This is a genomic window from Photobacterium piscicola (assembly GCF_900166965.1).
GTDB classification, from domain to species: domain Bacteria; phylum Pseudomonadota; class Gammaproteobacteria; order Enterobacterales; family Vibrionaceae; genus Photobacterium; species Photobacterium piscicola.
Genome location: NZ_FUZI01000001.1, coordinates 40,202 through 52,962 on the forward strand (window position 1 = coordinate 40,202; position 12,761 = coordinate 52,962).

At 35.9% G+C, this 12,761-nt stretch carries 12 protein-coding genes and 1 pseudogene; 10 read left to right on the forward strand and 3 right to left on the reverse strand.

The window, feature by feature from the left end; all coding sequences use genetic code 11:
• The first annotated feature begins 539 nt into the window (after nucleotides 1–539).
• From CZ809_RS00195 to CZ809_RS00235, 9 genes are read left to right on the forward strand one after another with little or no spacing between them, the layout of a single operon-like run.
• Entirely contained in the window at nucleotides 540–938 is a 399-nt protein-coding gene (locus CZ809_RS00195; protein ID WP_080155447.1) for a hypothetical protein, read from the forward strand.
• Between the two features lies 1 nt (nucleotide 939).
• The gene (gene atpB, locus CZ809_RS00200; RefSeq protein WP_080155448.1) at nucleotides 940–1,707 is read left to right on the forward strand and encodes a F0F1 ATP synthase subunit A; all 768 of its coding nucleotides are present in this window, start codon (nucleotides 940–942) and stop codon (nucleotides 1,705–1,707) included.
• Between the two features lie 51 nt (nucleotides 1,708–1,758).
• The gene (gene atpE / locus CZ809_RS00205; RefSeq protein WP_036791577.1) at nucleotides 1,759–1,995 is read left to right on the forward strand and encodes a F0F1 ATP synthase subunit C; all 237 of its coding nucleotides are present in this window, start codon (nucleotides 1,759–1,761) and stop codon (nucleotides 1,993–1,995) included.
• Between the two features lie 52 nt (nucleotides 1,996–2,047).
• Nucleotides 2,048–2,518 carry a F0F1 ATP synthase subunit B gene (atpF, locus tag CZ809_RS00210; RefSeq protein WP_080155449.1) on the forward strand — a complete coding sequence of 157 codons (471 nt, stop codon included), beginning with the start codon at nucleotides 2,048–2,050 and terminating at the stop codon, nucleotides 2,516–2,518.
• Nucleotides 2,519–2,532: 14 nt separating this feature from the next.
• The gene (locus CZ809_RS00215) at nucleotides 2,533–3,081 is read left to right on the forward strand and encodes a F0F1 ATP synthase subunit delta (protein ID WP_080155450.1); all 549 of its coding nucleotides are present in this window, start codon (nucleotides 2,533–2,535) and stop codon (nucleotides 3,079–3,081) included.
• 12 nt (nucleotides 3,082–3,093) lie between these two features.
• Complete coding sequence (atpA, locus tag CZ809_RS00220; RefSeq protein WP_080155451.1) at nucleotides 3,094–4,635, forward strand: F0F1 ATP synthase subunit alpha; 1,542 nt, start codon at nucleotides 3,094–3,096, stop codon at nucleotides 4,633–4,635.
• A gap of 57 nt (nucleotides 4,636–4,692) precedes the next feature.
• On the forward strand, nucleotides 4,693–5,565 hold the full coding sequence (gene atpG / locus CZ809_RS00225; RefSeq protein ID WP_080155452.1) for a F0F1 ATP synthase subunit gamma: 873 nt from the start codon (nucleotides 4,693–4,695) through the stop codon (nucleotides 5,563–5,565).
• A 21-nt stretch (nucleotides 5,566–5,586) separates the two neighbouring features.
• Nucleotides 5,587–6,972 (forward strand): F0F1 ATP synthase subunit beta, encoded by a 1,386-nt coding sequence (gene atpD, locus CZ809_RS00230; protein WP_080155453.1) that lies wholly within the window; start codon nucleotides 5,587–5,589, stop codon nucleotides 6,970–6,972.
• A gap of 16 nt (nucleotides 6,973–6,988) precedes the next feature.
• Nucleotides 6,989–7,432 (forward strand): F0F1 ATP synthase subunit epsilon, encoded by a 444-nt coding sequence (locus CZ809_RS00235; protein WP_080155454.1) that lies wholly within the window; start codon nucleotides 6,989–6,991, stop codon nucleotides 7,430–7,432.
• Nucleotides 7,433–7,614: 182 nt separating this feature from the next.
• Here CZ809_RS00235 and CZ809_RS00240 read toward each other — a convergent pair whose 3' ends face one another.
• The gene (locus CZ809_RS00240) at nucleotides 7,615–8,604 is read right to left on the reverse strand and encodes a helix-turn-helix transcriptional regulator (RefSeq protein WP_080155455.1); all 990 of its coding nucleotides are present in this window, start codon (nucleotides 8,602–8,604) and stop codon (nucleotides 7,615–7,617) included.
• A gap of 185 nt (nucleotides 8,605–8,789) precedes the next feature.
• Between CZ809_RS00240 and CZ809_RS00245 the strand changes: the two genes are divergently transcribed.
• The gene (locus CZ809_RS00245) at nucleotides 8,790–9,551 is read left to right on the forward strand and encodes an EAL domain-containing protein (protein WP_080155456.1); all 762 of its coding nucleotides are present in this window, start codon (nucleotides 8,790–8,792) and stop codon (nucleotides 9,549–9,551) included.
• 615 nt (nucleotides 9,552–10,166) lie between these two features.
• Here CZ809_RS00245 and CZ809_RS21575 read toward each other — a convergent pair.
• Both CZ809_RS21575 and CZ809_RS00250 read right to left on the reverse strand, forming a co-directional pair.
• A pseudogene (locus CZ809_RS21575) lies at nucleotides 10,167–10,294 on the reverse strand (IS3 family transposase); the annotation flags it as partial.
• Nucleotides 10,295–10,658: 364 nt separating this feature from the next.
• Entirely contained in the window at nucleotides 10,659–11,561 is a 903-nt protein-coding gene (locus tag CZ809_RS00250; protein WP_080155457.1) for a helix-turn-helix transcriptional regulator, read from the reverse strand.
• Nucleotides 11,562–12,761 lie beyond the last annotated feature (1,200 nt).

Genomic DNA, 12,761 nt, shown 5'->3' on the forward strand with positions numbered 1-12,761 from the left:
AATGATTTTTTAAATAGTGGTTACTTTTTCTAATTTAAATAAGTAATTATGTAATGGCAGAGAAAACAACGTAATTTTCAATCAGCTATGTTAGTTAACTAATATTCCTATCTGTAAAAATAAGTTAAAGATTATTAATGGTTAATTATGCGGATTTTGCACATTATAATGTAAATGTTAGGTTGCAACATCAACTACCAAAAATGGTAATCATTGTTTGCATTTATTTTAATGGCTATCGCAAAATTGTTCACGTAGATTTCATAACACATTCGGTAGGCCTAAACGTATTGAAAAATAAGCCTATTAGTGAAAATGCTTATTATATATAACTGGGTTTTATATATTTAAGTAAGTGCAAAATTAATGTTTTATTGTGATATGAAAATATTTGAAATATATATTCAGTTTTTATACAGGCTCAATGTGTAGCCTGATATAAACAGAAAATAATTAATTATTTTATATTTTCTGTAATAAACATTGCAAAACTAAGGAGTCATAATAATTACGATACAGTCGGTGTAGAGGATTTAAATATGAAAGCAGACTCAGGTTGTAACGATATTATTTCTGCAGCAAAAAGCATATTACTCGGACAGTTAATACTTGGATTTTTATTTATAATATTAATTTGTATTACAAAAAATACGTTTGGTGTGAAATCTGCAATTATAGGTGTGGCGATTGCGGTTATTCCTTCATTGCTCGGACTTGGTAGTGCGGCATATAAATTGAAGATGAATAGAGACATTAGTATCAGATATTTAGCCAAGCTTAACTCATTAGTTAAATGGGTTTATACCGCGTTAATGATACTCGCTGTGGTTCGTTTTATACCCGTCGATAACAAAATTATGCTATTGGCGTATAGCGTTACATTTTTAGGGTGCTTTTTAACTCCGATACTTAACAAACCTCAATTTAGGATGACGTAAGGTGGAATCAGTAACTACCGCTCACGATTATATTGAGCACCATCTAACATTCTTCACTGTGGGTAAGGGTTTTTGGAGCATTAACATTGACTCCATGCTCATGGTTTGGTTGTTAGGTTTACTGTTTATCGGTGTCTTTCGATATGTTGCTTCACGAGGAACCAGTGGTGTTCCGGGTAAGTTGCAATGTTTCATTGAGATCACTTATGAATTTGTAAATGACCTTGTTAAGGAAATTTTTCAAACTAAAGATAAGTTAATAGGGCCATTGGCTTTAACTATTTTTGTTTGGGTTTTCTTAATGAATACCATTGACTTACTACCGGTTGATTTTATTCCAGCACTTGCTCGTCTACTTGGTTTTGAGCATTTCCGTGAATTACCTTCAGCGGACGTCAATGTGCCGATGTCGATGGCGCTTGGTGTATTTATGTTAATCATAATTTATACACTAAAAGCAAAAGGACTTAGTGGCTTTATTAAAGAACTCACTACACAACCTTTTGAAAGTCCATGGCTTTACCCTGTGAATTTAGTTTTGGAGTTAGTGACATTAATATCAAAACCAATTTCTCTCGGTCTTCGGTTGTTCGGCAACATGTACGCAGGTGAAATGATTTTCATCCTAATAGCATTGATGCCGTGGTGGATGCAGTGGGCACTTAGCGTTCCATGGGCATTATTCCACATTCTTATTGTGTTCCTTCAAGCCTTTATCTTCATGGTACTAACCGTTGTGTACCTTGCGATGGCAACAGAAGAACATTAATAAACTAAGTTCGATTTACGTTTTAACTATTTAATAATTTTGGAGTCATTCATGGATATTGTAAGTGCAGTTCTTTATGTTGCTGGTGCACTACTGATTGGTTTGGGCGCTGCAGGTGCGGCGGCTGGTATTGGTAACTTAGCAGGTAAATATCTTGAAGGTGTTGCACGTCAACCTGATCTTATGCCGATGTTACGTACGCAGTTCTTTATCATGATGGGTCTTGTCGATGCGGTTCCTATGATTGGTGTTGGTATTGGTCTTTACATCATCTTTGCTGTGGCTTAATAGCTAAAACTACCGTTATTTATCATAACGTTATTTAAATAGTGAGGATGGTATGAATTTAAATGCAACCATGCTTGGTCAAGCAATCTCCTTTGTGATTTTTGTTTGGTTATGTATGAAATATGTCTGGCCGCCGCTTACTGCGCTAATAGAACAACGCCAGCGTGATATTGCAGATGGGCTTATTCATACTGAAAACGCAGCGAAAGAACTTGATATCGCAAAAGCGAATGGTGCCAAAGTTCTTGAAGATGCGAAGAAAAGTGCGAGTGAGTTAGTTGAGCAAGGTAATAAGCGTCGAGCACAAATTATCGAAGATGCCCATGCAGAAGGCGAGAAAGAGAAAGCCCGTCTTGTAGCGCAAGGTCAAGCAGAGTTAGAAAGCGAACGTAATCGCATTCGTCAGGAACTACGTGCTGAAATGTCCGATATGGTCATTGAAACAGCAGAGAAACTGATTAATCGCAATTTGGATACTGATGCTAACCGCGATCTCGTTAATAAACTTATCACGGATATGTAAGCGGAGAGCACATTATGTCAGATCCACTAACCATTGCTCAGCCCTATGCCAAAGCTGCATTTGATTATGCAGTTGCTAATCAGGCATTGGAACAATGGGAGCAAATGTTGACCATCGCAGCAACGGTTGCTAGTCAACCAATCATTGCTCAACAGATTGAAGACAGTGAACAGTTTGGTGCTAACGATTCAGCAGCGTTTACTGACATGTTCTTGGGCGTTTGTGAAGGTCTACTGGATGAACATGGCCAGAATCTGATCAAAGTAATGGCTGAGAATGGACGTCTAAATGTGATCGTTCAGGTTGTTGAATTGTTTCGTGAGCTTAAAGATGATTATGAACGCATGGTTACTGCGCATGTCACCACAACTGAGCCATTAAGCATTCAACAACAAGCCAATTTAGTACAGGCGCTGCAGAAAAAATTAAATCGTAGTGTTGAGCTTGATTGCCACATCGATGAAACGCTAATAGGCGGCATACTGATCAACGCTGGAGAACTGGTGATTGACGGTACGCTTAAAAGCTCTATCAACCGACTCGCAACGAGCCTTCAGGCGTAATAGGTAATAGATATGCAACTAAACTCGAACGAAATTAGCGATTTAATTAGACAACGAATCGCAACCTTCAACGTGACAAGTCAAGCACGTAACGAAGGGACTATCGTCTCTGTAAGCGACGGTATTATTAATATCAATGGTCTTGCTGATGTTATGCAAGGTGAGATGATTGAACTTCCTGGCAACCGTTATGCGTTAGCACTTAACTTAGAGCGTCACTCTGTAGGTGCGGTAGTGATGGGCCCTTATGCTGACCTTGCAGAAGGCATGAAAGTAACAGGTACAGGTCGTATTCTTGAAGTTCCTGTAGGTAAAGGTTTATTAGGGCGTGTAGTTAATACCCTTGGCCAACCTATTGATGGTAAAGGCGCTATTGATAATGACGGTTTCGCACCGGTAGAAATCATTGCTCCAGGTGTTATTGACCGTAAATCGGTTGATCAGCCTATTCAAACAGGCTACAAAGCAGTTGATGCAATGGTACCAATCGGCCGTGGTCAACGTGAACTTATTATCGGTGACCGTCAAACAGGTAAAACAGCGATGGCGATTGATGCCATTATCAACCAGAAAGATTCTGGTATTTATTCTGTTTATGTTGCGATTGGTCAAAAAGCGTCAACTATTGCGAACGTAGTGCGTAAATTAGAAGAAAATGGCGCCCTACAAAATACTATCATCGTGGTTGCTTCTGCTTCAGAAGCTGCAGCACTACAGTACCTAGCACCGTATGCTGGTTGTACGATGGGTGAATATTTCCGCGACCGCGGTGAAGATGCACTAATTGTCTATGATGATTTGTCAAAACAAGCAGTAGCTTACCGCCAAATTTCACTATTGCTTAAGCGTCCACCAGGCCGTGAAGCCTTCCCTGGTGATGTTTTCTACCTTCACTCACGTCTACTAGAGCGTGCATCACGTGTAAATGCTAACTATGTTGAGCGTTTCACTAATGGTGAAGTAACAGGTAAAACTGGTTCATTAACTGCGCTGCCAATTATCGAAACTCAAGCAGGTGACGTATCAGCATTCGTACCCACTAACGTAATTTCGATTACTGATGGTCAGATCTTCTTGCAGACTAACTTGTTTAATGCCGGTTTACGTCCAGCGGTAGATCCTGGTATTTCAGTATCGCGTGTAGGTGGTGCAGCTCAGACTAAAATCATCAAGAAGCTGTCAGGCGGTATTCGTACCGCACTCGCACAGTACCGTGAATTGGCAGCATTTGCTCAGTTCTCATCTGATCTTGATGATGCAACACGTAAGCAGCTTGATCATGGTGAAAAAGTAACGGAATTGATGAAGCAAAAGCAATATGCACCGATGTCAGTTGCGGAGCAAGCACTTGCTATTTTCTCTGCTGAGAAAGGGTATTTAAACAACGTTGAGTTATCTCAAATTGGTGTGTTTGAAGAGGCATTAATGGCGTTTGCTAAGAGCCAACATGCTGAGTTGCTTGCATCAATTAATGAATCAGGTAATTACAACGATGATATCGAAGCAAGTCTGCATCAGCTTCTAAAAACATTCGTTGATACGCAGTCGTACTAAGTAACGAGAATACTTTCCGTCCAAACGACGCAGTATGAATGTAGATAGGAGCTAACCATGGCAAATGCAAAAGAGATCCGCACTAAAATCGCTAGCGTACAAAATACGCAAAAGATCACTAGTGCAATGCAAATGGTTGCCGCAAGTAAGATGCGTAAAGTTCAACATAACATGGAAGCTACCCGCCCTTACGCAGAGAATATGCGTAAGGTGATCGGACACTTAACTTCCGGTTCGTTGGAATATAAGCATCCCTATCTTGAAGAGCGTGAAGTAAAACGAGTCGCTTACATCATTATTTCCTCAGACCGAGGATTATGTGGTGGTTTGAACATTAATTTGTTCAAGAAAGCCATGGCCGATATGCGCCAATGGCGAGATCAAGGGGTTGATGTAGATACCACCTTGATCGGTTCAAAAGCAATTTCGTTTTTTCATCGCTTCGGCAACGTAATTGCACAAACATCAGGTATTGGTGATGAGCCAAAATTAGAAGATATTTTAGGCCCGGTTAATGCCATGTTGGAGTTTTTCGACGAAGGCAAAATTGACCGCTTGTTCCTGGTTTACAACCAATTTGTAAACACCATGGTGCAAATGCCAAAGGTAACCCAGCTGTTACCTAACCCGGAACTTGAAGAGACTGCATCTGAAGATGCGAATAAAGCAAGTCGCTGGGATTATATCTATGAACCTGATCCTAAACCGATCCTCAATGAATTGATGCTTCGTTATATCGAATCACAAGTCTACCAAGGCACCGTTGAGAGTATCGCTTGTGAGCAAGCAGCACGAATGGTTGCAATGAAAGCTGCAACAGATAATGCGGGTGAGCTGATTAATGATCTTCAGCTTGTATATAACAAAGCCCGTCAAGCAGCAATTACCCAAGAGCTAAGTGAAATCGTAGCTGGGGCACAAGCCGTTTAAACAGAATTTTAAGGACATCAAATGAGTATTGGTAAGATTGTCAAAGTCATCGGCGCTGTCGTTGACGTTGAATTTGATCAAGATAGCGTGCCTCGAGTATATGATGCGCTTACCTTAAGTGATAGTGAGCATGCAGCATTAGTATTAGAAGTGCAGCAGCAAATTGGTAGCGGTGTTGTTCGTTGTATTGCAATGGGTTCATCAGACGGTCTTCGTCGTGGTTTAGAAGTGGTTAATACTAATGCGCCAATTTCTGTACCGGTAGGTGAAGAGACCCTCGGCCGTATCATGAACGTATTGGGTACCCCAATCGATGAGTGTGGTGAAATCGGTGAAAAGAAAAAATATGCTATTCACCGTGCTGCACCTTCATATGAAGATCAATCAAACAGCTCTGAATTACTAGAAACTGGCGTTAAGGTAATTGACCTTATTTGTCCGTTTGCGAAAGGCGGTAAAGTGGGTTTGTTTGGTGGTGCGGGTGTAGGTAAGACCGTTAACATGATGGAGCTTATCAACAACATCGCCAAAGCACACTCAGGTCTATCAGTATTTACCGGTGTCGGCGAACGTACTCGTGAAGGTAATGACTTCTACTTCGAGATGAAAGAAGCCGGAGTGCTTGATAAAGTTGCCATGGTTTACGGTCAGATGAATGAGCCCCCAGGTAACCGTCTACGTGTAGCGCTAACTGGTTTAACTATCGCAGAAAGTTTCCGTGATGAAGGCCGTGATGTTCTTTTATTTATCGATAACATCTACCGTTACACACTTGCGGGAACGGAAGTATCTGCATTGTTAGGCCGTATGCCATCAGCGGTAGGTTACCAACCAACATTGGCTGAAGAAATGGGTGTACTACAAGAGCGTATTACCTCAACTAAAACAGGTTCTATCACCTCTATTCAAGCGGTATATGTACCAGCCGATGACTTGACTGACCCATCACCAGCAACAACCTTTGCTCACTTAGATGCAACCGTTGTACTGTCTCGTAATATCGCTGCATTGGGCCTATACCCTGCGATTGACCCATTGGATTCAACTTCACGTCAGCTTGATCCATTGGTTGTTGGTCAGGAGCACTATGATGTTGCTCGTGGTGTGCAGACAGTACTTCAGCGTTATAAAGAATTAAAAGATATTATCGCTATCCTTGGTATGGATGAGCTATCTGAAGAAGATAAGCAAACCGTATCGCGTGCACGTAAGATTGAACGTTTCTTAACGCAGCCTTACCACGTAGCGGAAGTATTTACCGGTCAAAAAGGTATTTTCGTTTCTCTTAAAGAGACTATCGCAGGCTTTAAAGGCTTATTAAGCGGCGAGTATGATGACATTCCAGAACAAGCATTCTTGTACTGTGGTGGCATTGAAAATGTACTTGAAAAAGCGAAAACCTTATAAGGCTTGAGGAGGCATTATGGCTATTGGCGTTACCGAGAACACGTTCCAGCTTAATATCGTAAGTGCTGAAGGACCGTTGTTCTCTGGTCCAGCTCACGCGCTGGCAGTTTCAGGCTCCGATGGTGAGTTGGGTATTCGCCCTGGTCACTCTCCTTTATTGAGCCGACTAAAACCTGGTGTAGCAAGCTTTGTCACAAATCTGAAGGATCCCGAAGAAATCCTTTATATTTCTGGCGGTATAGTTGAAGTTCAGCCCAACGTAGTAACTGTACTTGCCGATACGGCAATGCATGGGAAGGACATCGATCAAGCCCGCGCTGATGAAGCTCGTCGCGCCGCCGAAGAAAACATCAACAAGCATGCTGATGATGTTAACTTCGCAATGGCGGAAATGGATCTGGCAAAAGCAATGGCACAATTACGTGCGGTTGAATTGACCCAGAAACAGATGCGTCGTTAAATCAGTTGGAATAAAACGCTAACCGTGTGTTATGGCTAAATCACCATAGCGATAACATGTGGTTATTGTCTTATGCTTACTGGTTCCCGTCTCTATAGGTCTCCAGCCTAATACCAAGGGACAAAGTAATAGATATACAGGATGTTATTTATTATTGGTGAACGTAAGTTTACCGTCACTATCTAAAGCCCCTGCTCTGTACCGAGAGCTGGGGCTTTTTTTGTGTTTTTTAATGTTTGAGCGTGAATTGATGTTTCATAGATCTTGTTTAATAGTAGAGGATTATTTTTTTCTAAATCGTAATAACATTTTAGACAAAAGAATAAAAAATCTTTATTCGTTAATAATTTTATAGCGTCAATTTTTATTACACATAAGAATTTCAAATCCATATGTTCATTTAACACCGAATCAGGCTCAGTAATTGTTGCTACTGCTTCAAAGCCAAGGGAGAGTGCTAATTTTAAAAAATAGTCAGTACGAACATAAGAAAAGACATATTTTAGGCTGTCATTTTTAATAAGAGTATCAAATAAGCATAAGGAACATAGTCTATAAAAATCTCTAGTTGATGATATTTGTTCTAATAATAAAATGCTATTTATTTCACCATCAATGTTTTTTTTATATAATTGACTCCAACTATCACAATGACCATAAGTAAATATTTCGTTATTTGTATATAAATGTATAAAAAAAGCTTGCACTTGATTATCTAAATACCAAGTTCCTACATTGATTGGCCATTTATCGATTAGAGAAAGATACCCAATGTCTTGTTTTTCTAAAAAATCAGTTATATTTTTACCAAGATTATGTTTTTTATTTGAAAAATCAAAAGATATTTTTTTTGAGTTATTTAAACTATTTATTTCCTTATATCTATTAAGTTCTATTCCAAATCTAATGTTCATTGATTTTTCTATTTTGGTCTTTATATTAAAATCATTAATTGAATATATATAGGGTACAAGTAGCTTTAGCTTTCGCATAATTCTTACTTTTTTTTCCAACGAAGGTGAGGTTTTTTCATTCTCCCAACGACTTAAAGTAACCACATCTAATTTAGATAAAAAATCATCATTTAACGTTAGTATGTCAACAAGATCATTTTGAGATAACTCATTGTCATTTCTGTGTTTTTTTATAAGCGTAATAAAATTATCTTGCACTTTTTACCTCTAACATAAGATAAGCATAGTATTAACATAAGTAATATTAATGCTAATTACATGTGAAAATCAAATGTTTTAGTTATAATTTATAGCATTAAATTATCTCTTAAATTAAGGATGCTATTACGATGCGATATGCATAAGGGTAAGGTGTGTTTACTAACTCTAATGGTTGATTTTATATGTGTAGTCAAAAAATTGTAATAACAAAAGATACTATAATTGATGGTCTGAGTAATAATTTTTTCACTAATAATTATCAACCAATTTATAATGTAGAGGATAACTCATTAAATGGTGTTGAAGTTTTATTAAGATATAAAAGCCCATGTTTAGGGGATGTCAGCCCTGATATTTTTATCGCAAGTGCAGAACGAGATAATTTAATTAGTGAACTTTTTTTCTTTTCAGCTAATCAAGCGATAAAGGATTTAACCTATAACAATAGGCTAAAAAAAATATCTATTAATATTTCTCCAAGTACATTAAATGTTCCTTACCTATACCAGTGGTTAGATAATAAATGTAAAGAAAACTGTATTCCAAACAAAAATATAACGTTAGAAATAACAGAAAATGTTGAGTATATTGAAACAAAAACATCATTAGAAAATATTGAAAAATTAAATTTTCTCGGATTCGGCCTTTCTATAGATGATTTTGGTACTGGATATTCTTCTTTGTCTCGGTTAAGAGCCATACCATTCACTGAGCTGAAAATAGATAAAATGTTTATTGAAAACATTACTACAAATTATTCAGATAGAAAAATAATAGAGCATTTAGTTGATTTAACACAAAGCATGGGGTTACAAACGGTTGCTGAAGGTATAGAAAATTTAGAAACCTATCGCATAGTTAAAGAGTTGGGTGTAAATTTATGCCAGGGTTATTTCTTTCATAAACCAATGGCTATAGATGATATTTTAAATGTATCAATCTAGCTATATTTCAATGCTCAATTGAAAAACAAAACAGAGTTAGACTTTTAGCTTTAAGTCGTTTTTAAGTTGCCAAGTAAAACTGTACACCTTTATAGGTGTTTACATTAAGCTGCTGCTTCCATCATTACTGGAAATAAGTAGTTGTTATAACTATGACTCCGCTTGATACTGCAATATATTTGAGCATGTCCCTTTCTGCTTCTGCATAATTATTTGGGCATCTACTCTGTTTTGAAACTTCTCAAAAATCGTTCCATTGGGGCATTATCCCAACAATTTCCTCGTCGACTCATATTTTGAGTTAATTGGTATTTCCACAATGTTTACTTGAATTGAAGGCTGGTGTAATGACAACCTTGATCTGAATGAAATATCACATTTTATAGTCGGCCACGGCTTTCATAAGCCATTTGAAGAGAAATCACTGTTTGGGCTATCTGAGTTATGCTCAACCCACATTATTCGAGCAAATAGATCCATAACAGCGGTTAAATATAGCTATTTATTACCCGCCCAAACGTACGTCACATCGCCACACCAAACTTGATTTGCCGCTTTAACATTAAATTTTCTATTTAATAAGTTCGGGGCTATTTTAGAGACGTCATCAGATATTTTATATTTATGTTTATTCGGCTGGTTACTTATAATACTGGGCTCTTTCATTAAGCTAGTAGCTTTATAATACCCTCTTGGATTAGCTGGTCAGCTATTGTCCTTGCACCCGCAGAGCCTCTACTACGAGGTATTTCAAATAGCTTACATCATGGTTTTTTTCATTATGTACGCCATTTTAATTTTAAGAGTATTTTATCTTATTTAGGTGTACAAGTTCATTAAGCCATAACATTTATTAAAATTAGTAAATGTAAAACAGTGTAACTTTTATCTCATTTTAGATGAGGGGAGGTATTGCTCTGTTGTTGTTTTTATAATATATCTAATCTAAAAGTTAATGATAAATGAAAAATAAAAAGTGCTAAGTATATAATACTTAGCACTTTTTTATAGTTTCTATCATATTTACCACAACGTATGTAATTCAAATGACAACCATTTTTGAAAATGGCTTATTATGTATGGTTAATATTTTAAGTGTTAATTAATTTAACATTTGAAGTCGTCTATCTGAGCTAATAATTGAGGGGTTGTAATTTTCAATTCAGTGCGACTTTGTAAGCAAAAGAACAAGAAGTCTTTATTTGATAATAACTTAATGGCATCTATTTTAATTACTGTTGTGTGCTTTAAAATAACTTCATTGCAGGGGGGGGGGGCTGATAAATCACCTATGGTAGTAATTATATCCCCACCAATAGCTAAAAATAACTTTAAATAAAACTTAGTATTTGCAAATGCAAATACATAGTCAATATGGTTGTTATTTAAAAGTGTATTGAATGCACTTAATAAGCATAATTTGTAAAAAATTCTCGTTGAAGTTACCTGCTCAAGAAGAATGATTGAATTTATATTATTGTAATTGTAATTGTAATTGTTATATATGTTTTCGTTAACAAATGCATGAATGAAAAATGCTTCTGTTTTCTTATTTAAAAACCAGTGTCCAATACTTAATGTTGGGGAAGGATCTATGTTGATAATTTCTATAGTTTCAGGCATTAAATATTTTTCTATATGCGCATGTAAGTTTTTCTTATCTGAAATGTGCTCAAATTGTATATTCTGTGTTGTATCGATTCCGTTGAGTTTTTTATATCGCTCATATTCAATTCCAAAACGGATGTTAAGTGATGCATCTATCTTAGTAGTTTTGTCAAATCCACGTATACTATCTATATATTGAGTGAGCAGGTTAAGTGTTCTCATAATATTCATTTTTTTTTCAATCGATGGTACGGTTTTACCATTCTCCCAGCGGCTTAATGTAACCGTATCTAATTTTAGTAAAAAATTATTAGATGAAATAAACATATCGACAAAATCATTTTGAGATAAATTATTATCAATTCTATATTGTTTAAGTAAACTTTTGAAATTATCTTTCATACCCGACTATATCTTAAGATGATTAAAAAGGCGCTTAGGATGCTATGAGTGCATATAAAAATCAAATGTTTTATTAGATAATATTATTTAATATTTTCGATTGGATATTTTTTATCTATATAACGTAATGTGATTTTTATTTTTACCTAATTAATAATAGCATCAGTTATTTGATGTGTTTTAATATGCTATTACTATAGGGCTTGTTTTTTGAGAAAATAAAAAAGAATTTTGTTTGTTGTTGATTTCTTTGTTTTTTATCAATGTACTGAGTGTTTTTTAATAAGAGTTGAATAGTTGAATTATGTTTATAAAAATAATGTAGTATATAATATGTATCTTATTGGTATGGTTTTATAATAGTAGATTAATATATAAATGAAGATAAGGATTTATGGGGTGATTTCTTTGAGGTTAATTATTATGTGTGTCAAAGGCATCATTATTAATAAATTATACTTTAAATGAACTTATTGAATAATTAGTATCCGCAATTTTTATCGTTGAGTATATTTGTCGTTACATTAGATAAATATGTGCTATATATTTTTGTAATGATATTATAGTCATAAATCATAGCTGTATATGTAATAAAAAAGCATGAACAAATTCAGGTTTGTAATGCTATTTATTTGTTATTTTGTTGAAATTTATAGAAATAAAGAGATAGATATTGCAACACAATAGATGTTGTAAAAATGATAATAATATATTATCGTTAGTGATGATAGATATTACCACTTAATATAAATACTATAAAGGTAATGCAATTAAGTTGCGAAATGAATATTTAGACTAATAAATATTCATCTAAAGAAAAATCCGAGAATATTTATATTCTCGGATTTTTTTATGGATATATTTAATATTATTAATGACTGAAATACCGTCTGATTTATTACTTTTAGAGTTAATGGGTGACGTTTACGCATCTTAATTGAATATAACGATGAGAGGGGGTGATGGGGCGGGCAATGATATGTTACAAATAGATATGGTATGAATAATTCGGCACGTTCAAGAGCTATGACAGCTGAGCTGATGAAAAATTGTGATTAATTTAAAAATGCTATGAATGTTAGCAGTGATGTGGACTTTGAATGAGTTGCTGCTCTTAGTTTGAAAGATTCAATGGAATCTTTTATTGGTGGAGTCTCTGAACTAAGTCTACTTGGCTAATTCTATTCAAATTTTGTTCAA